The sequence below is a fragment of the Komagataeibacter saccharivorans genome (assembly GCF_004348195.1).
Classification (GTDB): domain Bacteria; phylum Pseudomonadota; class Alphaproteobacteria; order Acetobacterales; family Acetobacteraceae; genus Komagataeibacter; species Komagataeibacter saccharivorans.
Genome location: NZ_CP036406.1, coordinates 54,590 through 79,539 on the forward strand (window position 1 = coordinate 54,590; position 24,950 = coordinate 79,539).

Consider the following 24,950-nt stretch of genomic DNA (forward strand, 5'->3'; position numbering starts at 1 on the left):
GATCTGTTTCCTTCAGGCCGCCGCAGCAGCCATGTTCTTGAGTGTGCTGTTGAAATCCTTGGAACGGTCGGGCGGCAGGCGCCGGGCGAACTCGACACCCGCATCTTCCGCCAGCCCGTAAAGCGTGTCGGCAAAACCGTCGCCCGCATCATCGTCATCCGTCGCAACGATCAGGACCGCATCGGGAATCTGCCGCATGTCGGCCAGATGCGCCCGGATCGCCGCCTTCGTCTCCGGCCCCATGGCGCCACCAGTCGAGCAGTACATCGTATCCGGGGTCCGGACCCGGTCGAGGGCCGCAAAGGAAAGCGCATCAATGGCCGCCTCGCAGACGACGAGGCGACGCACCTGCGCCGCACTGCCGGGCTGGAAGCGGAACAGGCTCTTGATCGTGCCGCCAAGACACATATGCGTCTCCGGCCCGCGCAGCTCCGCACCGCATACTTTCCCGTCCGCATCTGTATGGGCGAACCAGGCGGCGTGATACCCGTCGCGGATGCAGCCTTTCATGGCCGCGCGCCGCACGACGTCTTCAGGCAGGCAACGCTCGCGGACCAGGTAATCCCAGACCCTGCCACCCCGACGAAGGCTCTTCTTCTGTGCCCAGCGTTCCGCGGGCGCGCGGGTGTCGGTGGTGGCGGGACGGGACCGGACATAGGCGGCCCCTTCCGGTTCCACGCCGATGAGCTGGCCCAGTTCGAGACAGACATCGCGCCATCCCATTTCCGGGTGCAGGTGACGCATGAGCGCAAACACATCGCCCTTTTCGTCCCCGTTTGCATGCCACCAGCCCCGTCCCTCGTGATTGACGATGACGTTGCTTGCTCCGTTGCGATATTTGAGGCACTTGCGCGTGCTCTTCGCCTTATCAAGAAGATAGCCGTTTTTCTCCAGAAGGGCCGCGCATGAAACACCTGAGACGATCTTGGTGCGGTCCTGATCGGAAAGCCGGAAACGCTGGTATTTCATGGAAGCCAATCCTTTTTACCGGAGACAACGGGAGCAGGACACAACTGACGTCCCCTTTACATGAATATTACTACATCAATACTGGATCTACCGCAACAGTAAACGTGCAGGAAGAACCAATAAACGCCAATTAAATACAATAAAAAAGGCGTCAAATACCTTGCGGACAGCGCGATATGGTGACGTTTTACTAGACCATATCCTGCCGGGGTGCGGGGCGGCGGCGCCCGTGACGGTGACGGTAGTGGAGGGGATGGAGGCGTTTTTCTGAGCCACATCCTGCCCCCGGGCAAGACGGTGGCCCGGACAGGGAGTCAGGACCGGAGCGGCCTGAGCAAGCCGGTCGGCCTGCGCCTGACGCGGGGCAACGCCCTGCGGCAGGCGCGGGACGGCAAAGGTGCCGCGAGGGTCGCGAAGCCGCGCCAGCGGGGCCGAAGGCCGTCTTGGCGCCCTGGCCGGGACACTGTCACACTGAAGCTGGATGCGCGGCCGTAATCCCCGCAACGGGCCACCCTGATACGCCGCAGGCGTGTCAGGGTGGTTGAGGAAGCGTCAGCTCCCCGTGCCCGCTTCCGATGGACCGCACGACGAGCCGCCGAGGCACGATCCGGATGAAAAACATCGGTATCAGGCAAATGGATTACGGACCGGATGCGTATTCAGCCCTGTCCCGATTTCCTGCGGAAGATCAGGCTGGCGCTCCAGGTCATCGACAATGGCGTCCAGCACCTCCTTCAGCGCCCGCGCGTCATCGAGCCCCCTGCGGTCCCGGGTGATGGACATCTGCCCGTAAACCGCTATCCGGTCGCTCCCGTTTTCCACGGTAAGCCCGCCAACCGTGCTGCTCTCGCCCTGGTCGTCAAATGGTGTGAATGGCATGTCTCTCTCCTCATGGCTCCTGTATGTGCAACGGCTGGTGTGAACGGGGCCGGTACGGACTGGCCTGTGGTGCGGGAAGGGTCATCATGGTGGCCTTCACATCATCGGACAGCGCCGGAAACGGATCCACGCCGACAACACGGATCAGCGTCGCAACGCTCACGGCCGCGCATGTGGGCTGTTCATTATTCTTGCAGACATAGACGCCCGCGCCTTTGCTGACCGGGTCATAGACCGCTTTCCATGTGGACGTCGGAACCAGTACATCACGCCCGATCCCCTGCGTGCTGCCGTGGAACGCCGGACCGGTCACCACGTAGAGATCGCCTTCACGCGAGGCGAGATCCCGCACCGCCATTTCCACGCCAGCCCATATCCCTTCATTGAGTTCCGGGGTCTGGGGCACGACATTCGCCAGAGAGAATGTTTCTTCCTGGGCTGTCAGGTCCGGCGCTTCGCCCGACGGCGTCATATGGCCGCGGTCATAGCCAGAACGGCGGTAATCCGCGAGTGTCGCCCCATCGCCGGGCGGCAGGCGGGGATCGGCATGGAAGCGGTCGGTCACCCGCCCCAGCTCACGGGCCCGCGCAATATCGTCGCGCGTCAGATGTTCGGCGGACCAGAGCGGTTCATGCGCCAGACCGGAGTTCAGCGACGCATAGTCCTCGTTGCACAGCAGGGTCGTGCGCGGCGTGAGCTTCGGATTGATCAGGGCCGGAAGCTGCCCCCCGACACCGAAACCGGGGCATGACGCGGATTGCGCATGCGCGGGACAGGCGGGCAGCGCCAGCAGGGTCAGCGCGAGCGCACTGACGGGCATGATATCACGCAACATGCTGCGTTTCCTTCGTGTCTGGATGAGGGATGTCCCGGCGCATTCCCCGCGATCATGCCGCATGGGGGCCGGGCGTACAAGTGAGCTGACGCGGCGGCCTTGCGCGCCGGATTGCGCACGTATCACAAGGACGCATCGAGTAGCATCGTCATCGCCTTGCGACCGGCCTGAGAGGCGCGCCTGCGGAATGCCGCACGGACGGGGGCCGGGATCGAGGTCGCCTGTGCGCCAACTTCGAGATCGGCTTTTTCGCGCAGCAGCCCGCGCGCAGCACCCATGCGCGCCACCGACGCACTGCGGTGAAAAACCGGTGCGGCAAACAGATGGGCAACCGGTGCATGATGTGTAGTCTGGGTCATATTCCTGTTTCCTGTTGCGGCGCCGCCCGTGGCGGCGCCTGAACGCCCATGCCGGGCAATGGTCAGGGATGGGACGACGCACCTGCGCGCCAGTGCGCATGGAAACGCCGGACATCGGGAAGGCTCGGATAAGCCGAAACGCCCTGCTGCGCGTCGCAGGCAAGCAGGACACGGACCGGGATTTCCTGCCGGTATCCGTCACTGAGACGCCGGATCACGGCACGATCGGAGCGCCCCGAAATGAAGCGATCTTCCCAGCGGCCAGTCGCGGGATCGCGTCTGGCGGCGGTCTGCACGCCATTAAGGAAGGCTTCGACGATCCACCGCTCTACCGCGCCACAGCGCAGGCTGGCAGGCAGCCTGTAGATGCTCCCTGCCGCGATCGGGCCGACCCGCAGCGGATTGTCGCCGGGCGAGAACCATCGCCCGGCATGATACTGTCTGAACATGGGTTTTCCTTCGCCCGCTCAATGTCGGGCGACGACGAAACGGTGCGTGTCCCTGATCGGACCGTCCTCGGTGATGCCTGCAAGGAAAGACGGACCCACGCAGATGAACAGCATGGCCACGACCAGGCAGAGGATCGTGAACAGCGCGCCCAGCCCGTCCTTGATGTCGCGGAACAGCGGGGAGTTCAGGAACGCTTTCATCTTACCGCCCTCCCGTGCTGCGACGGGGCGACGGGAGCCGCCTGACTGTCCCTGTAGCGTCCCGCGCCTCATCGGGCACGGGTATGACCAGCGCGTCACGGGATATGCGGCACAGCGGCGGGCGGCCTGCGATGGTATAATGGGTACGCGCTTCCTTGCGGTAGACCGTCCCGAGCGGAGCGGCCGCAAACCGGAACCGGTCATGGATGGACAGCTTCCCGAACGTCACGGGCTCGGCGTCCCGGTTCTTTCCTGCCATCAGTTTCGCTGTTTTCTCTGCCATTTTCGCCTCCTCAGGTTTTTTCTGACCTGATCGCGCCCTCATCGGGGGGCGGGCGTGGCAAGGGCGGCGTCAGCCGGGAGCGGTAGCGACGAACCCTTGCCGCGACCGACGCCCTATGAGAGCGCCTTTTTCTTTTTTCATTTCTTTCCTCTCTTCGCTTTCCTTTTTCCTGCCTTTCAGCTTCGGGCAGGGCTGGGGATTACGCGGATTGAACTGCCCCGGGTTTACCGGAGAGTAAAACTCTCGGAGGATGATCCCTATGGTAGAGAAGAAGAAGACATCGCGTTATTCGCCTGAGTTCCGTGAGCGCGCCGTGCGCCTTCTGGACGAGCATCGCTCGGATTACCCGAGCCTGTCGGCGGCCTGTCGCGAGATTGGTGGCAAGCTGGGCTGCTCGGGCGACAGCCTGCACGACTGGTGGAAGCAGGCCCGACGGGACGCTGGGGCGCAACCGGGGCCGACCTCGGCCGAGACGGCACGGATCAAGGCGTTGGAGCGTGAGGTCCGTGAACTGCGTCAGGCCAATGAGATCCTCAAGAAGGCCTCGGCTTATTTTGCTCAGGCGGAGCTCGACCGCCCGTTTCGCAAATGATCGCGTTTATTGAAGCCTACCGTGCCGATTACGGGGTCGAGCCAATCTGTCGCGTTCTGCCGATTGCCCCGTCCACGTTTTACCAGCAGGCGGTCATAGCAAGAGATCCGGCCAGGGCCAGCCCGCGTGCCCGGCGTGATAGGGAGTTGATGGAACATATCCGCCGGATCTGGCAGGACAACCGTGCTGTTTATGGTGCGCGCAAGGTCTGGCACAGCCTGCAGCGTGAAGGGCGACAGGTGGCGCGTTGCACTGTTGAGCGCCTGATGCGCAAGATGGGTCTGAAGGGTGTAATCCGGGGCCGGAAGGTCATCACGACCCGTCCGGATACGGCGCGCCCCTGTCCCGATGACAGGGTCAACCGGCAGTTCCGGGCCGAGGCCCCCAACCAGCTCTGGGTGTCGGACTTTACCTATGTCCAGACCTGGAATGGCATGGTCTATGTGGCGTTCGTCATTGATGTGTTCGCCCGCAGGATCGTGGGCTGGAAAGTCTCGACTTCCATGACCACCCAGTTTGTGCTCGATGCCCTTGAACAGGCCATCTGGCAACGAAAGCCCGCGGGAAACAAGGCGCTGATCCATCATTCGGATCGTGGATCACAATACCTGTCGATCCGGTATACCGAACGCCTGGCGCTGGCTGACATCGACGCCTCGGTCGGCACGGTTGGTGACAGCTACGACAATGCACTGGCGGAAACCATCAACGGTTTATACAAGGCCGAGGTCATCCATCATCTGGGGCCATGGAAATCCATGGCGCAGGTCGAATGGGAAACCCTCAAGTGGGTGGACTGGTACAATAACCGACGCCTGCTGGCACCAATCGGCTACAGGCCTCCCGCCGAAGCCGAACAGGCCTTCTATGCAGATCAGAACAGGCTTGATATCGCTGCCTGATTACTGAACAAATCGCTCTCCGGTAAACCCGGGGCAGTTCAGATTTCAGGAGGTTTCCATCTCGCGCAGGCTCGCGGAAAGGACGCGGCAGGCCTCGTGGCACTCAGGATGATTTGTGTCCAAAACGGCACGGAGCAGCATCGCAGGACGTGGATCAGGCCTCCACGAGTTCGAACGGCGTCAGTTCGGACGCACCGGTCCACGGGCTGCGGCGCTGGATCACTTCCACGCCCCGCACTATCCCGTAATAACCGTGCTTCCTGTACTGCCGCAGGCGTTCGGGCGTAATGCGCGGCCGTGCAACGCGCGTCCGGAAATCGACCAATGCGGCGACCTCATCTGCGTACGGGCCATGCCATTCGCGCGCATTGACGGGAAAGATGCCGGGTGTGCGGATCAGGACGCCCTCACGGACGGTTGCAATCTCAAGGCGGTAGCCTGCGATCATTTCAAATCGGCTGGTGCCGGACATGGACTTCTCCCAGAAAGGTAACGGCCCCGCCTGGCGGAGCCGTTACAGTGACGAGCAATGGCTCAGGCCGCAGCGCTGCGGGCCACCCGGTCCATGGCGGCGATTTCGGTCGCCATGTCGAAGGGATGAAGTTTTCGGGCATAGGCGGCGCGCAGCGCGTCCTGCGTGCAGGTCTGCGCAGGATCCTGCTCGCGGCCCGTGAGTTGGGCCAGACGGAAGGCAACCGCGCGCGTCCAGCCGTATAATCCCAGCGAACGCTGCGCGATGGTTTCCAGATACGCCGGTCCGTCACCCGGCCAGACAGGGGCATGCCCTTCCAGACAGAACGGCGTGAATTTGCTGCCCCATGAAGACACGCCCGGGCCATCGGCATGCGGTACGGCCTGTTCCAGCGTCACATGCAACCAGGACTCACAGTTGAGTTCCTGCGCCCGTGCGGCCGCGTCAAACCCGCGCGGCTTGCGCTGTCCCCGTGCCATCCGGGCCAAAACCACAAAGGACTGTCGGGGACATGCCGCCGCAACATGCCGACCAAAAGCAATGACCTGACTTGCGACATCCGGCACGTTCGCCGCCGTAATCCGCCGTGGCGGAACCAGGTTGGTCATGATTTCGCTCTTTGTCGAAGCTCCCCACCGACCAATGGTACGGGTAGCGGGAATGGCGTTCAGGATCAGTACGGGCATGACCGTGCTCTCTCTTTATTTCTGTTTCGGATGTTTCGCGCGTGGCCATGGCGTGCCGGTCGGGGCCAGAGCGGCGCCATGCGCCGGCACTGGACCCACGCGCAGCATCGCGAGCATGGGGAAGCGCCACCTCTGGCCCCGAGCGGCACGCCATGGCAGCGCCTTCCCTTTGCTGCCTTTCGTGTTCTCTTTCAGGCCCGTCGCCGCGCGCCAGCATTACGGCGCGGTGGCGCCAGACATGGCGCGCTGATCCGTGACGGCGTCACATCGAGCCACAGGGCACCCCCCGCCGTCGCTTCAAGTGCGTTGCGGATGCCGTCGGCCGACAGAAACTCCACGCCATCATCGTCGCCAAAGGCCGCGCGCTTGATGTCGTAGCTGTCTTCAGGGCTGGTTTCAGGATCGGCCTCGCGGGCATAGGCCACCAGATTGGCGCGCCCCCGTGGATCGCCAAGCGCAGGCATGCCGTTTGACATGAGGTACAGGCCGTCATCTCCAACGAGCATCAGTCCAGCCGGGATGCGGGTATGTTCAACCTTCCCGTCCTTCACGAAGGCCGGGTCGCAGCTCTGCGCGAACGTGGGCATGTGCTCCTTCGCCGCCGTGGCGTGCGCCAGCAGCCGGGCGACCAGTGCGTGATCGAAATGCAGTTTCATAAGCGGTTTCCTTTCCATGTCCTCGCCTGAGGGCATGAAAAAAGGGTGGCGCATGGCATGCGTCACCCTCTGAAAACCCCCTGCCTTCTGCCTGTCCGTCCACGCGGCAACGAACGCGCGGGGCGGTCCTGCCCCCGCCTTTTCCCATTGTGGCAATGCTGGTGTTTCGTACTCCGCAAAACGGAAGGGGCGCGACACCGCAAGGTGTAGCGCCCCTTGAAAATCGTAGCTGGAATGTCCTAATCTGAACCCGTGGCCGGGGGGCATCCGGTGAAAGATTACCCCCCGACCGTGTGGTGGAAGTGGATTAATCCGCTAGGCCCTTCAGGACGGTGGCTGCCGCCTGGAGGGCCTTCTTCGCTGTGCGAAGCAGCTTCTTTAACCACTTCCGGTCCACCACAATCAGGACGATCATGGTTTCCCCTCAGTTCAGGACATGACATCACGGCCCCCGGGATGTCATATCCGGCTACGATGAATGGGGGCCGCGACATCCCGCGCCGTAGCCTGCGTGGATGTTTCGTCCGTCCTCGTCAGGCGGCCCCGGTTTCTTATGCCGCCAGAGCCTGCGGCGGGCAATGGCGGGACGGTCCCAGCCAGCCCTCGCCTTCAAGCCGCCTTCGCAGGAGAACCTGCGCATCGAACACGAGCGCCAGCCACTCACTGGCGGGCCGCTCCATGCGTATCCATTGCCGGTGCAGGTCCGCGCACCGCCACGCGGTTTCATGATCGGGCAGCAGCCCCAGTGTCTGCCCGCAAAAAGAGAGTTGCGCCCATGGTTCCGGCCTGCCGCAGAAGCAGGTCGCCACCCTGTAGCGTCGGGCCCTGCGGACCGACGCGCACGGCTTTGTCCGCCCCTTCATCATGCAGCCAACGCCATTTCAGGTTCGGGCGTCGCTGCATTGGGCAGCGCTGTCATGTCTGCCTCGCCTTCGTCCACCTGCATCGCGCCAGCGACGGCGTCACCCGCGCCCCCGGCGTCCTCATGCGTTTCGTCCGCCTCCAGTTCGGCGTCCAGGGCTATCATCCGGGCCGCGGCCCCGCGCTGCCGATCCAGCTTCTCCTTCCACGCAACCGGCGCCCCGGCAAAGCCCGCGACGTCAGGAACCCAATGCCCCCCGGGGCCTACATGATTAATGAGGGCTGCGCGCATGAGCTTGCCCGTGGCCTGTTCAGGCAGCCCCTCGGCCTGCACGGCCCGGGTAATCCCGGCCTTGCTGTACGTTTTCAGGAAGTCCTCGACCGCCATATTGGGCATATGGCTGTCCGCGCCGAACAGGATGCCCAGCAGGAGCGCCTGCGGGCCGCTGCCGTCGTACGGGCTGACATCGCAGTTCGCGATGCTCCGCACCACCGTCATCGCATGATGGCGCATAAGCGCCGGGTCGCGCACCAGATGCCCCTCGGGAAACAGCGCGGCCAGCGCATTATCGCGGGCGGTGGGCTGGTGATAGGCGATGTGGCTGGTGTCATTCTTCACCGTCACGTTGCCACAACCCAACGCCAGAAGGAGAGCGCCTACAAGATCCCATGGGTCGACGGCATCAGCAGCCCCATCCAGCGCCCGGTGCAGGGCCAGCGTGCGGATCTCCCCGATCATCTTCAGACCCGTTCCTGATATGTCGGGCCTCTCACGCGGTTTCTCCACGACCGGTCCCGGGCTTTCGCTGGCCCGACTGGTAGCGGACGCATCCACGCGCATCCGGAAACCCTTCTCGCCAACCCTGAGCGTCACGGGATGGAGAAAAACCGCGATCTGGTCATCTTCACCTGCTTCATGCCACGCCTGCACGGGATAGGCGTTCTCGGGCAGGATCGGATATCCGTAATCATCAGTCGGCGTGATATGGCCATTGGCAGGCAGGCCCGCCTCCATGGCCTCGCGCTGGGCGGCCGCGTAGGCACGGGCATCGCTGGTATAGCGGTTGTCCTGCCCCCCTTCACCGAAAAGGTCCTCCTCCCAGACAATGCCGTGCCGTCTGGCAGTGGCGTCGTCGAAGCGCGCATCGCGGGCATAGAACTCCGCGATCGAGAACGCCCGGGCCAGATCATCCCAGTCCATGTGCTGGCCATCCTCCACCGTCATCCGGTAATCGGCAGGGTCCTGCCCTTCTTCAGCACTCTCTGCCCAGATTTCAGCCCACACCCTTGCCTGCTCGTCGGGAGACGCCTTTGCGATGGCCTTGCGGGCATCATCATCGGGGCCGATGCCCAGTTCAATCGCATCAAGGATCGGCGGGTGCAGATGTGCCAGCAGGTCAAGCCGCCTGAGATAGGCAGGGGTCACCATCAGCGCCTTGCAGATGGCGGTTTCCTTCATTTTCTGTTCGCTGCGCATGCGGCTGACCGCCCGCCACTGGTCGGGCTCGCTCATCCCCAGCCGGATCATGTTCTCCGACGCGGCCACCAGGCCGTCCAGCTCTTCATCGGCGCCTGTGACGAAGACGGGGATGGTCTTCAGCTTCGCCATGATGGAACACCGTGCGCGGCGATGCCCTGCGATGATCGTCAGCATACCATCCCCGCCTTCGCGCACCAGCGGCGGATGGATCAGGCCCACCGCCCTGATGTTGAGTGCCAGCCTGCGGTCTTCCTCGACCGGGGGCGCCGCCCGGCGGGGATTGTCCGGGTTGGCGCGCAGGGTCTTCGGGTCGATCTCGCGTAGTTCCATGGTCCTGTCCTTTGCTGAATTCCGTCTTTCGACATCTTCAGGGCGGTCGGGGGGCGCGTCGCCGCGCAAGGCCGCGCGCAGCGCGCCCGGCCTGAGCCTTGCGCGGCGATGCGGCCTCTGGCAGCCCCCTCCTTTTCCCCGGTTCTCCTTCCCGTCCTTCTCAGGCCGCCAGATCGGTCACCGCCTCCACCGCGTCGTCATTGGCGGGTGTCTCCATGACGGTCGCGGCCAGATCGGCTTCAAGGGCTTCGAGGGCTTCACGCTTTTCTTCAAGCAGCGCCTGTTCCGCAAACGGCGTGCCGATCCGTGCACGATAGGCGGGCAGGCGGGCCTGTGCCCCGTCACGGCGGCTGATCGCGTTGCGCAGCGCATCCTCGAATGTCAGCAGCAGGTGTTCGATACGGGACACCAGCCCCAGCGGCTTCACCTCATCATCAAGATGCACGGCGGCACCACCCTGTTCGAGCGCGAGATACAGCGTCACATCCGCTTCCTTTTTGCGATTATCCACCGCATAGGTCGCGCGGGCTTCGCACATGATGTCAAAGCCACCGATGCGTCCCAGACGCCACTCCCCATCGTCACCGTTGCGGGCTGCCATGCGGATCTGCGAGAGAAGATAGGCTCCCGCCTTCTCCCGCGCGGTGATGATGCTGCGCGCGGTCTCAAGGCCAAACGCCTCGCCGCGCGTCGGACGCCTGCGCGCGATATCCGCCTCGATCTTCGGGATCAGCCCCTCCATCGCCGCGACTTCCTTTTCCGCGTTCCGCACCGCGCGCTTCACATTGAACTGGTCGTCGTAATGGGCGGCATAGAGGCGTTCGAGGCGGGCCAGTTCCGCTTCCAGCCCCGCCTTGCGCAGCAGGCGCTCATCGCCCGAGGCCAGCGCCTTGGCCATGGCAAACTGGTTGGCTTCGGCCCCCACATCTTCAAGGCGACGGATGGTGCGGTCGCCGGACATGGCAAGGCAGATGAAACGCTGCTTGCGCTCGAGCATCTGCCAGTTGGTCGCGTCCACCGAGCCTTTCTGCGCGTAGGCGTAGATTTCGATTTCGTCGTTCTGGTTGCCCTGCCTCTCGATCCGGCCTTCGCGCTGGATGATGTCCGCAACCAGCCAGGGCACGTCGAGATGGTGCAGCGCCTTCAGCCGCTGCTGGGCGTTCACGCCCGTTCCCATTGTCGCGGTAGAGCCGATCAGGATGCGCTTGCGTCCTGAATTGAGGTCCGCGAACAGGCGCTGCTTGGCCGCCGATTTCTTGTAATGCTGCATGAACGCGATCTGCTCGCGCGGCACGCCCAGCCGGATCAGTTCGTCGCGGATCCATGAATATGCGGAGAAGCCACGTTTTTCGAGAGCACTTTCGGTGCCCAGATCCGAGAAGATCATCTGTGTCGCACCGGGCAGTTCGCCAGCTGCGCCGGTCTCGGGGTCGGTGTAACGGTTCTCCGATGTCTCGCGCCAGATCCTGAACACATTGGCGATCATGATGTTGAGCTTGCTCGTCGGATCGCTCTCCATGCCAGGCACCACGAAGCGCAGGTCGATCCCGGCATGACGCGCATCGGTAATCACCGACAGGAGGATGTCATCGCCTTTCTTCGGCCGTCCGGTCCGGTTCTCGATGGCGGTGATCCGCTGCGCCAGCGTCTGCTGGTATGCCTTGAAATTGTCATTGGAGGGCGCGACCACGATTTCGCGGCGACCGCCCCGCACGTTGGGCAGTTTCACATGCTGGCGCAGGTCGTCGGGCAGCACCACGTCGGCAAAGCTGCGATACATCGCCATGAGGTCGGCGACGTTGACGAATTCGGAGAACCGCGTGACCGGCTTGTAAAGGCCGCTGGGCTGCAGTTCGAGTTCCGTGCGGGTTTCACCGAAATTCGCCGCCCATGCATCGAATTCATGCAGGCCGCGTTCCTCCAGGGCGGAAAGCTGCATGTAACGCTGCACGGTATACATCTCGCCCAGCGTGTTCGTGATCGGGGAACCCGACGCCAGCACAAGCGCGCGGTCGGGATTGTCCTGCGCGATGAAACGCGACTTCACGAACAGGTCCCACGCGCGCTGCGACCCGTTCGGATCGACGCCCTTGAGATCGGACTGGTTGGTGGCGAAGGACAGCTTGCGGAACAGCTGCGCCTCGTCGACAAGAATCTGGTCGATCCCGATCTCGCCGATATGCAGCAGGTCATCCTTGCGCGCGGCCAGTCCTTCCAGACGGGCTTCCATCCCTTCCTTCATGCGCTCGACACGCTTGCGCGACAGGGTGTCGTCCCTGTCCAGCGTTTCCAGAAGCTCCTCATAGGAGGCGACCTGTTCGGCGATCAGAGCGGATTCAAAATCGCTGGGCGTGGGAATGAACCGGAACGCATCATGCGTGATGATGATCGCATCCCAGTTTCCCGTCGCCGCCCGGGCCAGGAAGCGCTGGCGTTTCGCCTTCTCGAAATTCGTCTCGTCGGCGACCAGGATGCGCGCGGTCGGATAGAGCATCAGGAATTCGCGCGCGATCTGGGCGAGGCAATGTCCCGGCACCGTAATCAGCGGCTTGCTGACCAGTCCCAGCCTGCGCTGCTCCATGACAGCGGCAACCATGGAGAAGGTTTTCCCCGAACCCACCGCATGCGCCATGTAGGTGCTGCCCGCGGCTATGATGCGCCAGATGACACGCTTCTGGTGCGCGCGTAGCGAGATGACCGTGCTGGCGCCGGGTAGCGTCAGGTGCGTGCCATCAAACCGGCGTGGGACCAGATTGTTGTAGACGTCGTTATAGAGACGCACGAGGCGCTCGCTGCGATCGGGATCGTTCCAGACCCAGTTGTGGAAAGCCTGCCGGATCGTCGCCAGCTTTTCCTTTGCCGCTTCCGTCTCCTTCGTGTTCAGTTCGCGGTGTTCGCCATCGGCGTCCCGCCATACGTCCCAGATCTTCGGGCTCGACTGGTTGAGCGCATCGAGCAGGAGTTCACCGGCATGCCGCCGCTCGGTGCCCCATAGGGAGGTGGCCTCGGCCTTGCCCCGGAACGGCGCGATATCAAGGCTCCATGCGGCCACTTCGACCGTGTGGCGCACCGTCGTCTCCACACCGATCACTTCGGCGATGAATGCGCTCACGTCCGATGCGGGCAGCCACGGCGCACCCAGCCGAGCCGTAATGTCCGAGGGCCGCAGGTCTTCGGGCTGCACCGCTTCCAGCGCCACCACATTGCGTGCGTAGCGTGCATCGTCCTGCGCCGCTTCGCGTGCCTTCTTGAGTTTCGTGCGCACCGCGCCGGACAGGGCTTCGTCCGCCGTCACCCAGACATCGCGCCCCGTGACGCTGCGCTCGGGATCGAGATAGATTGCATCTCCCAGTTCATTGATCACCTGCGCTTCGGACCGGCCAAGCAGTTCCGCCACGCGAGGGATCTCCACGCCGCCGGTCTCATGGAGGCAGACGGCAAGCGCATCGAGGGCGGTCTGCACGTCCGGCTCGACCGGGGCGTGGACAACCCGTTCCGAAAAGATCGGCCCCATGGATCCGAGCTGTTTCTCGGTGTCGTAATTCTCGATCGAGGCGACCAGCCACACATCGGGATCGTCGAGAAAGGGCTGGAGATTGGGACGGCGCTGGGTTTCGGTCTCCACGCCGGTCTTCTCGTTCATGCGGGTCGTGGTGTTCGTCAGGTTGATCGGGCCGAACTGACGGACAAAACTGGTATAGGCACGCCGCAGATCGGACTGCAGCCGCCCGTAGGGACGGTTTTCCATCTGCGCGCGCAGCACCGCCCGCGTTGCATCGCGCACCGGAACCAGCGCTTCGATGATCCGGGCATGTTTCTGGAAGATGCCCTCTGTGCTGCCTTTCTTCCTGACCGGCACCTCGACCCCGACGCCGCCGACGATCTGATGCAGCACCCGGCTTTCGATGTAGTAGCTGCCTTCTTTCAGGACCGCGCCATCGGCAGCCGTCCCGACACGCGCACGCCGGGCGGGGGCTGTGAGATCACAGGTCTCGGGTTTCGGGAAGCGGATGTCGGGGGCGATGCGCGCAAGTGCTTCGGGCAACGCACAGTCCAGCATGAGCCCTGCGACCGGTGCGCAGGTATAGTCCGGGCCGAACTGGGTGGTGGTCCATTCATGCGCCCCCAGCACCTGCTCGCCGTGGTCCAGGAAATAGCGGTTTACGCTCAGCGCCCCATTACCGTGATTGCTGTCGGGCACCTCGCCCGTCTCCAGCCAGCCCTCATCCCCCGGCACGTCGCCCACCATGCGGCGGCGCAGGACAACGATATCCACCACAACCTCGGTCCCGGCCTCGTCCTTCATCGCCCCCTGCGGCAGACGCACCGCGCCCAGCAGGTCGGCCATTCCGGCGATATGCGTGCGTGCCGTGCCGTCACGCCTGTCCATCGTATGCCGTGACGTCACGAACACCGCGATGCCCCCGGGACGCAGGGCCTCGACGGAGCGTGCGATGAAATGGTCATGCAGGGACAGGCGCAGCCGGCCGATCGTGTCGGCTCCGCGCACCGTGCGGCTGGAGAAGGGCGGATTGCCGATCGCCAGTTCGTAACGCTCGCCTGGCAGGGTCTTCGTGAAATCCTCCTGCCGGATCCACTGGTTCGGATAGAGCGCGCGCGCGATCCGTGCCGTCAGGGGATCGTTTTCGATGCCGGTAAAGGCCACCCTGCCTTCCAGCTTTTCGGGGCGGGTCGCGATGAACAGGCCGGTGCCACAGCCCGGTTCCAGCACCCGGCCTCCCGAGAACCCCATCCGCATGACCATGTCCCACAGCGACCGCACCATGAGCTCGGGCGTGTAATGGGCATACTGGGTGGCCCGCATGAGACCGGCCCTTTCGGCATCGGTCGTGCTGTCATGCAGCGCGCGGCCGATATCCTCCCATCCGGCCCGGAACCCATCCTCGCCGTGCGGAAAAAGCGAATTGGCAAGGTCGCCAGCGCCAAAGCCGGTAAAGCGGATCAGCAGGTCCTGTTCGGCGGTCGTCGCCGCGCGGTCTTCGCGTTCCAGTTCACCCAGCAGGCGGATTGCCGCGATGTTGTCACGCGCGCGATCCTTCCAGTTCGCGCCCAGGTGGCGGGGGCCGACAAGGCGGTAATCCGTGCGCGGAATGATCAGGGGGACGGATGCCGACAGGGGTGCAGTCCCCTCCTCCCCTTCCAGTTCACCCCAGAAGAGGTCGGCAGCGCCCCCGCTGCTGAGGGATGAGGTGTCGAACAGGCTGAGCTGGGCGTGAGATCGGTCGCGCATGGCAAACTCCGGGCAGGCGCGGACAGCCGCCCCTGCCGGTGCAGGACGGTTGCCGCGATGGATTGATGTCAGTGGAAGGGTCAGGGTCCGGCGGGTCAGTGCCGCGTGCCGGTTTCTCTTTTCTTCACCCGTCCCCCGCGACCGGGCCGGGGGGACGGGCGCAAGGGCGGCGCTTCGCGCCGGGATCGGGGCGACCCGCAGGCCTGTGCTGCGCAGCAGTCAGGGCGAGGACACGAACCGACCAGCCCCTTGCGCCTGGCCCGCCGGTCTGGTGCGTCCTTTTTTCTCGTATTCCTGTTCTGCTTTTTTCTGCTTTCCGCAGCCACGCCGCGGGCTAACCCGGCCCCGCGCTCTCGCCGAAAGCTCCTGCTGGCAGTCGCCAGTGATCTGTCAGCACGGGGCCTGCCCAGTCGGGCGACAGCGCCTGCCGGACCAGGTCGGGCTGTTGCAGGGCAGCGGGAAACGGGCGCCCCCGATCGGCAAGGGTATTCAGGTCGATGTCGCGCCGTATTGTGCAGCCGAAGGCACGTTCATATGCGGCGAAGCGCGCGAAGCGGTCTGGGGCGATGAGGCGGAAGGTCGCGGCCTGGTCTGCCGACATGAAAATGCAGCCAAGGCAGGACAGTCGGCCGAAGCCGATCCGGTATGGCAGGGCTGGCACGATGCGGTGCCGCCTGAGGCAGTCCCATACCAATGCTTCCGACCATCCATGAATCGGACGCCAGTGATCGACGAGACGGGGACGGCGCAGGCTGGCGCGGGTATCGGTACGATGCGGCTCGAATACCGCGTAGCGGGCGCGCCCGGGGCTTTCTTCCGCGCGCTCCCCGGTGACAAACAGGGTCCGGCGGCCGAGGAAGCGGTCCTGCCCGCGCAGCGCCATGGCGGCAACGTCGATCTTGGCGACACTGCTGCACCAGCGCACGGCGAGGTTGCCGCTGATCTGGGGAAAACGCAGGCGTCGGCCCGGCTTCCCCTCCCCGCCCCTGTGCATGGTCCCGTCCGGGGTCTCGAAGTTGACCGGTGCGGCAGGCGTGCCGTTGCGCAGCATCTCGCGCTCTATGCCCCCGTCGCGCCATGACATGTAGCATGGCAGGTTGAAGGCGCGGGCGACCTGGCGGACATAGCCGGGGGTGGAGGGCCAGTCCATGAACCCCTCCCCTCCCCCGTCCACGTCATGATGCCAGAGTTCGATGCTTTCCGGTCTGGCTCCCAGCTCCAGGGCTGCAAGCAGAGACGCCACGCTGTCTTTCCCGCCGCTCAGGGCCACGATGATATGGTCGTAGCCCCGCAGGTCTGGCGTCATGCCGCGAACCGGGCCACCGGAGTTCCGGTGCGGATGACATCAGGGACCGTGCCACCCACCGAGCTGGCCCACAGGCGCAGGGGCTTGCTGTGCCGACCATCCCATGTGAGCGCCTCGCACTCCTTCAGCAGACCCGCCTGCCGGGCGTCACGATCGCGCTGGGCGCAGACGTTTTCGTTGCCGCCGGCCCAGCGTCGGCAGGGCTGACCAGGTTCGGCATCACAGCCGCGACAGGGCAGGGTGATGGCCGGATCTCCTGCCATCCAGGTGACGCCACAGCGGGTGCAGGTAAGCGGAGCGGTCACGTTGGCCCAGCGCATCGGGGCAGGCGGGCGAGGGGAGGTTGCAGTGGGAATACGGTGTGGGCGCATGATGCCTTTCTCCATTTCTGGTTTTGACATCATCCGCGCGACCGGGCCGCGACGGCCGGGGCAAGGGCGCCGCCTGCGGCGGGATCGGCGCGGCTACGCGACGACCCACCCCTTGCGCCGGGCGGCGGGGGCTGGTGTGCCCTCTCATAGTCCCATTATAAATGCGGCCGCTATGCAACGTTGCATAGCGGCCGCATTATCTAAAAAGCCTATTGTCTGTGTTATTTCCCATCTGACTTTGATAACAGTAAGTCGATGGTGCGCCGCGCATCCATAAGCACGTTTCTGTCCTCACCAGACAATTTCAACGCGCCATGGGGTAGTTCCCGACATTTTTTTGAAAAGTTCTTAATAGCCGCTAGCGATAACGATACCTTAGACTTCCGCCGTCGCGGCAAAGGCTCGGCCGACTTCTCTGTTTCAGACAATGATTGTGTGCTTCGTGACTGATTGGCAACCGAAACTGTAAGTTCTCCCGAAAGGGCTTGTCCCATCAGTTCGGCCCGGCGGGCATCATCCCGTTCTCTAACTATCGGCACCAGAACATTCACTGGTATTCTCAATTCCGACGCCGAGTTAAGAAATTCCTCAGGTAGATTCAGTATTCGAAGCGACCGATTAATCCTCGGCTGGCTTAAACCGATTTGACGCGCCGCCTCACTTTGTGACCAACCATTATGGTCGATCAATTTCTTTAATGCACGCGCTTCGTCTACTGCAGACAAATCCACTCTTAACAGATTTTCAACTAAACTTGCACTCGCGTAATCGCCACTATACTCAATAGCGAGAAGCGACGACCAACCAAGCTGGCTTGCTGCACGCCAACGACGTTCTCCCGCAACAATAATCCAGTCGCCGTCTTTCTCTGGTCGAGGACGAACAAGAATGGGTTGAAGTTGCCCGTGTCGCTCAAGCGAACTTGAAAGTTGTTCGAGTTCGTTTTCATCGATCACTTTCCGCGGCTGCGAAATATCCGGGAATATCTTATCAACGTCAGCTTCAAATGTGTGATGAAACTTACTACTTTCTAAGAATGGTGTTGCCATTTTCTCCATTAAACCCGCTTGAGCTGTAAGAAATGGCGATGCGGGTCGAGCTTTAAATTGTCTCGCCATTGGATTACTCCGGTGAGATGTTTGTTGATAAGACGTCCGTCGCCAGCAGGGGTGACGTTCCACGCGATATAGCTTCTGCAAGCCGAATATATGGACGTACAGCAGCATTCCGTGGAGTAAGCTCGGCAGGTATTTTAGATTCCCACGCAGCATTGCTGTATGCCGTGCTGCTCGGAACAGGCTCCAGAACGGGAGCGCGGTTTCGCAGCACATTAATGAGATGTGTTACAATTCCGATATCAACGTATTGCGTTGGGGAAAACTGGGTAGGAATTATCCCGCCAATTCGTAACCGAGGGTTAGATCGACGATGGACTTTCGATATTGTATCTAAGACTAAATTCACGCCCATCACATCATAAGGTTCGGTACGGACGGGTATATACACAACGTGCGCAGCAGTAAGCGCCATCCAAGTCAGGAATCCTAAGTGAGGAGGGCTGTCGATTACGATAAAATCGTAATCCGCTTTCACAGACCCAATAGCCTCCCTTAATAGCCCCTCAGTACCGGGTTCTCTTCGAATATCCACCTCAGCCAGGTCGATGTGACTAGGGGCAAAAGAAAACGGAAGACAACGTCCGGATGATAATTCTGTACCTTTAGGTAATATTACTTCTGAAAATGCCACATCCTTCAACAGCGAAGCCTCTAAAGTACGCCCATTCCTATAAATATCAACAATATCGTCACCAACCAGCGCTGAAGTTGCGCTAGCTTGAGGGTCTGCATCAATCAAAAGGACCCGATAATTGAGTCTAGTCAAAGAAAATGCAATATTTAGCGCACTAGTTGTCTTTCCTACGCCACCTTTTTGGTTGGCGAATGTAATAACTTTGGTTTCTTGCGGGGCCCGTTTTAGTAGGGCGTCCAATTCAATTGTAACGTCTTGAGGTACCGGCTGCTTATTATTCTCCCAGCGTGAAATTGTGTGCCGGTCATAGTTGCGCTGAAGACGCTCATTAAGAAGATCTTTTAACTGGGACTGTGATAATCCGAGCTGGTGTCGGATCGATTTGAAGCCGGACATGGGGCGCCTCGCTCTTAATGGGTGCCCATATCTTCGCACCATCAACAATCAACAGTCAACACCAACAATCAACAGATGTGTGCGCTTTAGCGATGGATAGTCTGGACTATACTCACGGTCCTAAGCAGATTACGTTCTTTGGCGAAAAACTGAGTAACGCTGGAATAAGCTCTTTTTCATCTCAAATGCTTCCGGCGTATGTGACCGTGAGTATAGTCCAGCCTGCCAGAGTCATTGACTATGATCGGATACGGCTTACCCGTTCTGCAACAGGAGGAGGCGACGGGTGTAGGGTTAAACCCATTTTATCATCTATATCGACATTTGCTTCGGGGTAGACTGAAAGAGCGAGTTTCAACGAGGGCATCACATCGCGCCGAAAAAACCGAAGTTCTTTATACTCAGGTCCGAACTGACTTTTTAATGCCGCCCATGTCACTTTCACCGGCACGGACAAAACGTGAAGACGGTAAGCTAGCCAAACATAAATATCGATGGCCATCGATTTTCCAGATATCTGTCGTATGGCGATCTCTCGTAGTGGCAGAGGATGCTCTATCAGTGACTGATAGAATGACTCGTCTAACCGAACGACGTCATGCCATAGACAAGGTTGCGCGGAATTTATAGTTTCGACGGGGAAAATAGCATCACGCACAAACGCTCCATTACTGACAAATTCAGCTCCCGCTTCTTGGCGAAAAAAGGTCAGTCTGCATCTGCTAATGCGACGACTCTGCTCTTTAACAAGCCGGTAGGTTTTACCGCCTACTGTCAAATTCATAGCAGCCAACCAGGCGTTCATGGACGCTCCGAGTTCGACATCTCGACTTCTGTTTCTTACCGCTTGGGTTTGAAGGTACAAAAGTATCAGTCGTGCTACGGAGCCGTATGGGATCCCAACGGGATTTTTCTGTGAATCTAGTCCACTCTCAACAAGAAGTTTTACAGGCCCCCCATCGCGTTCCCATACGGTGGAAGCAGTTTTTCGGTGAGGCAGAGCAGCCATAGCAAAACCAGCATGGGCAATTCCGATTTGTTGCTGCTCGTCCGTCATAACCGCGTGAGCTGCGTCTACGCACACGCGAGCATTCTTATCTCCGGTCGCTAAGCGCCGAGTTTCTTCCACTCCATGTTGCATAAGCAAATGATGCACTTCCGCCATATCCGCACCCTGCTCTAAACCATGGGGATAGGTCAACTTGGACTATTCTCACAGTGGTAAGCGTTTTGATCGCATGCCTGTTGGACTGTTCTCACGCGCAAGATTGGACTTCTCTCACGGGTCTAATTGTAAGTTTATTTGTTAGTATATCTATTTGCTATGTGAGCAGGGTCCAGTGGATAAGCGCGATTCGCGTTAGGACAGTCCAAACGAGCGTGAGAACAGTCCAATGAAAGGCAGGGGTAGGTAAAAGATCTTACCAGACCCTTGTGGATGACCCACTCCACCTATCAACGTGAGGAAAGTCCAAACGCTTCGATTGAGATGGATTTATCTATGAGCCCGATCCGAAAGTTCTTCAACCCTGACAATGCCTTGCTGTCCGTCGTGTGAGCATGCGGATTGAAGCGATCAGTGTCCACGCGGTTGATGAGGCGATGGATTTTTCCCAATCTTTGGCCAGCCGCCTGCATCGTCCCAGCCAGGCGAATGTCCGTTCAACCACCCAGCGGCGCGGCAGGATTTCAAAGCCCTTTGCCGTATCGGATCGCCTGATGATTTCGATGGTCCATTTTCCCATGGAGGCAAGTGCAGATCGCAGTTTGTCGCCAGCATAGCCGCCATCGGCGAAGATGTGGCGCAGCCAGGGAAAGCGCCTGCGTATTGCTGCCAGGACATCAACGGCCCCATCACGGTCCTGAATATCGGCGGCATGAACGAGGAGAAAGATCAGGAAGCCACAGGTGTCCGTCACGATATGACGCTTGCGGCCCTTGACCTTCTTGCCCGCATCATCGCCAGAAAGCCCGCCACTTTCCGTGGTTTTCACCGACTGGCTATCCATCACGCCCGCGCTCGGGGAAGCTTCGCGCCCCTCAATCTCGCGCAGGGTCATGACCAGCACCGTATTCATGACTTCGAACAGTCTCGCCTCACGCCACGCGTAAAAGTAGCGCCTGACAGTGGATACCGGCGGAAAGCATTTCGGCAGCAGGCGCCACGCGCACCCGGCCGACGCTATGTAGAGTATGGCGTTGACAACCTCGCGCATATCCGTCGTGCGAGGGCGACCGCCCCGTTTCGCCGGGGGCACGAACGGCATGATTAAGGCCCACTCCCCGTCCGTCATATCCGATGGATACCGCAGTCCTTCCCGGCTATGTTCACGTCGGGCAATACCAGTCCATGCCACCATTCACTCCATCTCTTTGCAAAGACGGATGAATCACAACTGACTGGTATTGTTCAAAAACTTTCGGATCGGGCTCTATGCAACGTTGCATAAGTGGATTCGCAGAAAAACCGTAATGAGTTTTTTGTGGTGCGGAATTGCGCTCTGTTTGTCCGCCGCTCACGATTGCTTACATTACATTTTATCGGTCCGGTCAAACACAGATCCAGCTCCTTCGCACTCTCGCAAAAAAGGGCTTGAGCCGTGACCGTTCCCAGTTCCGGAATACTGGCCAGCACGTCCCAGCGCTGGGACAGATGCGCATCTTCCGTCACGAGCGCGTCAGTCGGCGCATCGAGCGATGTGATCTGCGCCTCGATCTGCAGCAGGCGATGACGGCGTGGCGCTGCGGCAGACTGATCGTGAGGGTTTTTGAGACGATTGAGCGTTGCCGTGCGATCGCGCATCAAACAGCGATGCGTGGCCCCCATTTCGGCAAGGCGGTTCTGTAGATGGAGGGTTCGAAAAACCCTCTGGTATTGAGGTCTGCTCTGTGATTCCATTTTCCTTGCGTTGATTGGAGTATGGATCATGAAGCAGGCGGGATTTTTTGACGTTGAAGAGCGGCTTGCCCGGCTGAGCGGGCTTGGTGATCAGCTCGAAGCATTTTCCCGGACTGTGGATTTTGAAATCTTCCGCCCTGACCTGGAGAAGGCTCTGGCGTATTCTGACGGAAGCAAAGGCGGACGACCGCCATTTGATCCGGTGCTGATGTTCAAAATTCTGGTGATCCAGACGCTCAACAATTTGTCTGATGAGCGGACGGAATATCTGATCAACGATCGCCTCTCCTTTATGCGTTTCCTTGGGCTGGGACTTTCAGATCGGGTGCCGGATGCCAAAACGGTCTGGCTGTTTCGCGAGCGTCTGACCCAGGCGGGTGCGATCGATGGGCTGTTCAACCGCTTTGATGCGACCCTGCGCAACGCCGGGTATTTGCCGATGTCAGGCCAGATCCTGGATGCCACACTGGTAGCGGCTCCAAAGCAGCGGAACACCAACGCAGAGAAAGCCGATCTTCGGGAAGGACGTATGCCTGAAGACTGGCAGGACAAGCCGTCAAAGCTGTCGCACAAGGATCGTCATGCGCGCTGGACGCTAAAGTTCACCAGAGCGAAGCGGCAGGATGATGGAACCATGCCATCCAGTGATCTCGCCATCCCGTTCTTTGGCTATAAATCGCATGTTTCCATCGATCGGAAATACCGGTTCATCCGGAAATGGAAAACAACGCATGCCGCCGCCAGTGATGGCGCGAGATTGAGAGAGGGGCTGCTGGATAAAACCAATACGGCCTCAAGTGTCTGGGCTGACACGGCCTATCGCTCAAAAGCCAACGAAGACTTCATGGAAAAGCAGGGATTTGTTTCCAAGGTTCATCGCAAAAAGCCGCATCTCAAGCCTATGCCCCGGCATATCCAGAAATCAAATGCTGGAAAGTCGGTCATCCGCTCGCGTGTCGAGCATGTCTTTGCCGATCAGAAGTCACAGACGGGGCTGTTTGTCCGGACTGTCGGTATCACCCGAGCCACTATGAGGATCGGCCTGGCCAATATCGTCTACAACATGCGCCGCTTCCTCTTCCTCGAAAGATTGAACGTGAGCGCGTAATCATTCAGCAGGGGACAACACTCGATCTGCTCAAAACGCAGATCGAATGCTACCCCAGATAGCGTCAATCAGCACGCCAAAAGCCCAAAATCAAAACCAAGGTACATCGACCAATAGTTCTTCGATCCCTCCAGGCGGCCGGAAGTCGTAAGGCCTACGGGGACATGGCCGTTCAATGGCAACCAGTGGATCGATGCCTTTTTTCCGCAGGTCCCGGACGGCCTGCCCGCTGGCGTAACCGGTGTCGGCGAGAACCGTTTTCGGGAGACCGATTGTATTTTCCATCGACAGCACCGTGCCGACAAAGGACGGCGCGTCCGCTGACGTCGCGACAACGTCGGTTGTCACGATCAGTTGGCTGCCTTCGGCGCAGACCACGGCCTGGGCATTGTAGGCCTGCCGGAACTCGTGGGCGTCCGAACGCCGCATGAGGCGGCTGTCGGGATCGGTCAGGCTGATCTGTCTCTCGGGTGGTGGTTCATCATCCGGCGGTTTCGGCGCCCGGCCGCGACGCCCTGTTTTTGCCTCATATGCGGCTTTTTTCTGCTCGTATGCCGGTCGCGCTGCCTCAGCCTTCGCCTTCGCATCGGCTTCCAGTCGGGCGCAGGCTTCGTCCAGCTTCGCTTTCAGCGTTTCCCGTCGGGCAAGCTCTTCCGGCAAGGCCTGCGGATCACTGTCTGTGGCGTCCGCGTGCTCTGCCTGTTCCATCAGTTGCGCGATATCCACCGCCAGCTGTTCACGTAGGGCCTTGATCCGGTCGTAGCGCACCGAACGGTATTTCGAGGCGTCGGCATCGATTTTGGTGCCGTCGATCGACACCACGCCCAGACGCAGCAGGCCCATCTCGCGCGCCAGAAGCAGAACCTGTGCAAATGCAGCTTCAATGGCCACCCGGTTTGTCCGGCGGAAAGCAGCAATCGTGTCGTGATCCGGGTGCAGGTTCGCCGCCACGAAGCGCACCCCGATATCGCGATAGGTCGCCCGCTCGATCCGGCGTGAGGAAAACAGCCCGTTCGCATAGCTGAAGATCAGAAGGGCCAGCATCAGGCGCGGATGATACTGCGCCTTGCCGCCCGTGCGCACCGGAACGGAAAACGCACCCATCGGAACCCGCTCAACGGTTGCGACAATGAAATGCGCCATATCGTCCGCCGGAAGCCACGACTTCAGATCAGGCGGCAGAAGATACGGCTGAGATCGGTCAAAGGGAATGAAGCGGCTCATCCCAACATACTATACCCTCGCCGCTTCAAGGGGTACCCCAACCCGACAGGCTGCTAGTTTGTGCTTGAAGAAAGGGATGTGATACGTGCCATGGCTTCTGTCAAACCTTTGCTGAAGACTGGTAAGTCAACAGAGTGATTATCGAGAGAACTTGCCTTGACCTCCAGTTTTTTTGCTGACTGTAGTTGAAGCATCTGTTGACGTGTAAAATTAACCGGCACCAGACAACCGCCTGAGACACAGGTGCTGAAGGAAACCTGTGCAACAACTGGCTTAGAGTCAGCGAAAATACTCACGCCTTTTGATAGAGACAGTCCAAAAGGTAGAATGATCACTCCCGATACGTGATCACCATTTGGCATCAATTGTACGCTCAAGATTCTCTGATGTGTCTTACCGTCGGATTGTTGTTGAGCCACTGCACAACGCCCCCCTGACGTCGTATTCTGGCATAGTACCACCCAATCTTGGTAAGTCTCGTTCAGGGATGAAGCTCCGTTCGGCAAGATATAATGCGCACCTTGCTGGGACATGGCAGCAACATTCACGGTTTTGCGCAGATCTGGTGTCCCGGCAGAGGCATGACTCTCAACGGAATGCATGCTCCAGAACCCGACTACAGCTGCAGCAGCAACCGGTATAGGAAAAACAATACCGAGAATTTTTTTCATATGCTTCTCCATTTTGAG

At 60.6% G+C, this 24,950-nt stretch carries 23 protein-coding genes, 1 pseudogene and 1 other annotated feature; of the genes and pseudogenes, 2 read left to right on the forward strand and 22 right to left on the reverse strand.

The genetic code is table 11. The features are described from left to right. Positions 1-12: 12 nt before the first annotated feature. The 7 genes from KSAC_RS15460 to KSAC_RS15490 all read right to left on the reverse strand — a co-directional run bounded on the left by KSAC_RS15460 (position 13) and on the right by KSAC_RS15490 (position 3,975). Positions 13-969: a DUF3991 and TOPRIM domain-containing protein gene (locus KSAC_RS15460; RefSeq protein ID WP_007396075.1), complete on the reverse strand. Its 957-nt coding sequence runs from the start codon at positions 967-969 to the stop codon at positions 13-15. A gap of 627 nt (positions 970-1,596) precedes the next feature. Beyond that, the gene (locus tag KSAC_RS15465) at positions 1,597-1,848 is read right to left on the reverse strand and encodes a hypothetical protein (RefSeq protein WP_132306650.1); all 252 of its coding nucleotides are present in this window, start codon (positions 1,846-1,848) and stop codon (positions 1,597-1,599) included. Between the two features lie 10 nt (positions 1,849-1,858). After that, complete coding sequence (locus tag KSAC_RS15470; RefSeq protein ID WP_243705408.1) at positions 1,859-2,683, reverse strand: DNA/RNA non-specific endonuclease; 825 nt, start codon at positions 2,681-2,683, stop codon at positions 1,859-1,861. Positions 2,684-2,805: 122 nt separating this feature from the next. Next, the gene (locus KSAC_RS15475; protein ID WP_132306654.1) at positions 2,806-3,042 is read right to left on the reverse strand and encodes a hypothetical protein; all 237 of its coding nucleotides are present in this window, start codon (positions 3,040-3,042) and stop codon (positions 2,806-2,808) included. Between the two features lie 62 nt (positions 3,043-3,104). Next, positions 3,105-3,491, reverse strand: a complete 387-nt coding sequence (locus tag KSAC_RS15480; protein ID WP_132306656.1) for a hypothetical protein — start codon at positions 3,489-3,491, stop codon at positions 3,105-3,107. Between the two features lie 18 nt (positions 3,492-3,509). After that, positions 3,510-3,692, reverse strand: a complete 183-nt coding sequence (locus KSAC_RS15485; protein WP_007396069.1) for a hypothetical protein — start codon at positions 3,690-3,692, stop codon at positions 3,510-3,512. A 1-nt stretch (position 3,693) separates the two neighbouring features. Next, positions 3,694-3,975 carry a hypothetical protein gene (locus KSAC_RS15490; protein ID WP_132306658.1) on the reverse strand — a complete coding sequence of 94 codons (282 nt, stop codon included), beginning with the start codon at positions 3,973-3,975 and terminating at the stop codon, positions 3,694-3,696. A gap of 259 nt (positions 3,976-4,234) precedes the next feature. Between KSAC_RS15490 and KSAC_RS15495 the strand changes: the two genes are divergently transcribed. After that, positions 4,235-5,469, forward strand: a protein-coding gene (locus KSAC_RS15495; protein ID WP_132306660.1) for an IS3 family transposase whose coding sequence is annotated in 2 segments (ribosomal slippage) — positions 4,235-4,529 and positions 4,529-5,469 — 1,236 coding nt in all. Because the reading frame shifts where the segments join, the coding sequence is not laid out codon by codon here. Further along, positions 4,522-4,638 (forward strand) — a sequence feature (AL1L pseudoknot). (Overlaps the previous gene by 117 nt.) Before the next feature lie 154 nt (positions 5,470-5,623). Here the strand turns inward: KSAC_RS15495 and KSAC_RS15500 are convergent. The 13 genes from KSAC_RS15500 to KSAC_RS17455 form a co-directional block, all read right to left on the reverse strand. Then, on the reverse strand, positions 5,624-5,941 hold the full coding sequence (locus KSAC_RS15500) for a hypothetical protein (RefSeq protein ID WP_132306662.1): 318 nt from the start codon (positions 5,939-5,941) through the stop codon (positions 5,624-5,626). Positions 5,942-6,003: 62 nt separating this feature from the next. After that, complete coding sequence (locus KSAC_RS15505; protein WP_132306664.1) at positions 6,004-6,627, reverse strand: hypothetical protein; 624 nt, start codon at positions 6,625-6,627, stop codon at positions 6,004-6,006. 191 nt (positions 6,628-6,818) lie between these two features. After that, complete coding sequence (locus KSAC_RS15510) at positions 6,819-7,283, reverse strand: DUF3085 domain-containing protein (RefSeq protein ID WP_132306666.1); 465 nt, start codon at positions 7,281-7,283, stop codon at positions 6,819-6,821. Positions 7,284-7,834: 551 nt separating this feature from the next. Then, entirely contained in the window at positions 7,835-8,092 is a 258-nt protein-coding gene (locus tag KSAC_RS15515) for a hypothetical protein (RefSeq protein ID WP_132306668.1), read from the reverse strand. A gap of 53 nt (positions 8,093-8,145) precedes the next feature. Beyond that, entirely contained in the window at positions 8,146-9,954 is a 1,809-nt protein-coding gene (locus tag KSAC_RS15520; RefSeq protein ID WP_132306670.1) for a ParB N-terminal domain-containing protein, read from the reverse strand. Positions 9,955-10,114: 160 nt separating this feature from the next. Next, positions 10,115-15,205, reverse strand: a complete 5,091-nt coding sequence (locus KSAC_RS15525; protein WP_132306672.1) for a methyltransferase — start codon at positions 15,203-15,205, stop codon at positions 10,115-10,117. Positions 15,206-15,539: 334 nt separating this feature from the next. Further along, entirely contained in the window at positions 15,540-16,511 is a 972-nt protein-coding gene (locus KSAC_RS15530; RefSeq protein WP_132306674.1) for a phosphoadenosine phosphosulfate reductase domain-containing protein, read from the reverse strand. Then, on the reverse strand, positions 16,508-16,882 hold the full coding sequence (locus KSAC_RS15535) for a hypothetical protein (RefSeq protein ID WP_132306676.1): 375 nt from the start codon (positions 16,880-16,882) through the stop codon (positions 16,508-16,510). Before KSAC_RS15535 ends, KSAC_RS15530 begins: the two co-directional genes overlap by 4 nt. Positions 16,883-17,103: 221 nt before the next feature. Continuing rightward, a complete protein-coding gene (locus KSAC_RS15540) occupies positions 17,104-18,000 on the reverse strand; it encodes a ParB/RepB/Spo0J family partition protein (RefSeq protein ID WP_165927371.1) in 897 nt (298 codons plus the stop codon). 4 nt (positions 18,001-18,004) lie between these two features. Next, positions 18,005-19,030: an AAA family ATPase gene (locus KSAC_RS15545; RefSeq protein ID WP_132306680.1), complete on the reverse strand. Its 1,026-nt coding sequence runs from the start codon at positions 19,028-19,030 to the stop codon at positions 18,005-18,007. 238 nt (positions 19,031-19,268) lie between these two features. Continuing rightward, positions 19,269-20,195 (reverse strand): replication protein RepA, encoded by a 927-nt coding sequence (locus tag KSAC_RS15550; protein WP_132306682.1) that lies wholly within the window; start codon positions 20,193-20,195, stop codon positions 19,269-19,271. Positions 20,196-20,553: 358 nt separating this feature from the next. Continuing rightward, positions 20,554-21,390, reverse strand: coding sequence for an IS5 family transposase (locus KSAC_RS15555; RefSeq protein ID WP_132306684.1), 837 nt, complete (start codon positions 21,388-21,390; stop codon positions 20,554-20,556). Between the two features lie 50 nt (positions 21,391-21,440). After that, positions 21,441-21,833 (reverse strand): hypothetical protein, encoded by a 393-nt coding sequence (locus KSAC_RS17455; protein WP_207918863.1) that lies wholly within the window; start codon positions 21,831-21,833, stop codon positions 21,441-21,443. 121 nt (positions 21,834-21,954) lie between these two features. Here KSAC_RS17455 and KSAC_RS15565 point away from each other — a divergent pair, with 121 nt between their 5' ends. After that, entirely contained in the window at positions 21,955-23,037 is a 1,083-nt protein-coding gene (locus tag KSAC_RS15565) for an IS5 family transposase (protein WP_165927363.1), read from the forward strand. A 96-nt stretch (positions 23,038-23,133) separates the two neighbouring features. Here the strand turns inward: KSAC_RS15565 and KSAC_RS15570 are convergent. Together KSAC_RS15570 and KSAC_RS15575 are read right to left on the reverse strand one after the other, a co-directional pair. Further along, a pseudogene (locus KSAC_RS15570) lies at positions 23,134-24,261 on the reverse strand (IS1182 family transposase); the annotation flags it as partial. Positions 24,262-24,314: 53 nt separating this feature from the next. After that, entirely contained in the window at positions 24,315-24,932 is a 618-nt protein-coding gene (locus KSAC_RS15575) for an invasion associated locus B family protein (protein WP_165927372.1), read from the reverse strand. Positions 24,933-24,950 lie beyond the last annotated feature (18 nt).

Excerpts from the sequence above, each read along its gene's own strand:
- KSAC_RS15460 (WP_007396075.1), bottom strand. The coding sequence starts at position 969 with ATGAAATACCAGCGTTTCCGGCTTTCCGATCAGGACCGCACCAAGATC.
- KSAC_RS15465 (WP_132306650.1), bottom strand. The coding sequence starts at position 1,848 with ATGCCATTCACACCATTTGACGACCAGGGCGAGAGCAGCACGGTTGGC.
- KSAC_RS15470 (WP_243705408.1), bottom strand. The coding sequence starts at position 2,683 with ATGTTGCGTGATATCATGCCCGTCAGTGCGCTCGCGCTGACCCTGCTG.
- KSAC_RS15475 (WP_132306654.1), bottom strand. The coding sequence starts at position 3,042 with ATGACCCAGACTACACATCATGCACCGGTTGCCCATCTGTTTGCCGCA.
- KSAC_RS15480 (WP_132306656.1), bottom strand. The coding sequence starts at position 3,491 with ATGTTCAGACAGTATCATGCCGGGCGATGGTTCTCGCCCGGCGACAAT.
- KSAC_RS15485 (WP_007396069.1), bottom strand. The coding sequence starts at position 3,692 with ATGAAAGCGTTCCTGAACTCCCCGCTGTTCCGCGACATCAAGGACGGG.
- KSAC_RS15490 (WP_132306658.1), bottom strand. The coding sequence starts at position 3,975 with ATGGCAGAGAAAACAGCGAAACTGATGGCAGGAAAGAACCGGGACGCC.
- KSAC_RS15500 (WP_132306662.1), bottom strand. The coding sequence starts at position 5,941 with ATGTCCGGCACCAGCCGATTTGAAATGATCGCAGGCTACCGCCTTGAG.
- KSAC_RS15505 (WP_132306664.1), bottom strand. The coding sequence starts at position 6,627 with ATGCCCGTACTGATCCTGAACGCCATTCCCGCTACCCGTACCATTGGT.
- KSAC_RS15510 (WP_132306666.1), bottom strand. The coding sequence starts at position 7,283 with ATGAAACTGCATTTCGATCACGCACTGGTCGCCCGGCTGCTGGCGCAC.
- KSAC_RS15520 (WP_132306670.1), bottom strand. The coding sequence starts at position 9,954 with ATGGAACTACGCGAGATCGACCCGAAGACCCTGCGCGCCAACCCGGAC.
- KSAC_RS15525 (WP_132306672.1), bottom strand. The coding sequence starts at position 15,205 with ATGCGCGACCGATCTCACGCCCAGCTCAGCCTGTTCGACACCTCATCC.
- KSAC_RS15530 (WP_132306674.1), bottom strand. The coding sequence starts at position 16,511 with ATGACGCCAGACCTGCGGGGCTACGACCATATCATCGTGGCCCTGAGC.
- KSAC_RS15535 (WP_132306676.1), bottom strand. The coding sequence starts at position 16,882 with ATGCGCCCACACCGTATTCCCACTGCAACCTCCCCTCGCCCGCCTGCC.
- KSAC_RS15540 (WP_165927371.1), bottom strand. The coding sequence starts at position 18,000 with ATGGCGAGACAATTTAAAGCTCGACCCGCATCGCCATTTCTTACAGCT.
- KSAC_RS15545 (WP_132306680.1), bottom strand. The coding sequence starts at position 19,030 with ATGTCCGGCTTCAAATCGATCCGACACCAGCTCGGATTATCACAGTCC.
- KSAC_RS15550 (WP_132306682.1), bottom strand. The coding sequence starts at position 20,195 with ATGGCGGAAGTGCATCATTTGCTTATGCAACATGGAGTGGAAGAAACT.
- KSAC_RS15555 (WP_132306684.1), bottom strand. The coding sequence starts at position 21,390 with ATGGTGGCATGGACTGGTATTGCCCGACGTGAACATAGCCGGGAAGGA.
- KSAC_RS17455 (WP_207918863.1), bottom strand. The coding sequence starts at position 21,833 with ATGCGCGATCGCACGGCAACGCTCAATCGTCTCAAAAACCCTCACGAT.
- KSAC_RS15575 (WP_165927372.1), bottom strand. The coding sequence starts at position 24,932 with ATGAAAAAAATTCTCGGTATTGTTTTTCCTATACCGGTTGCTGCTGCA.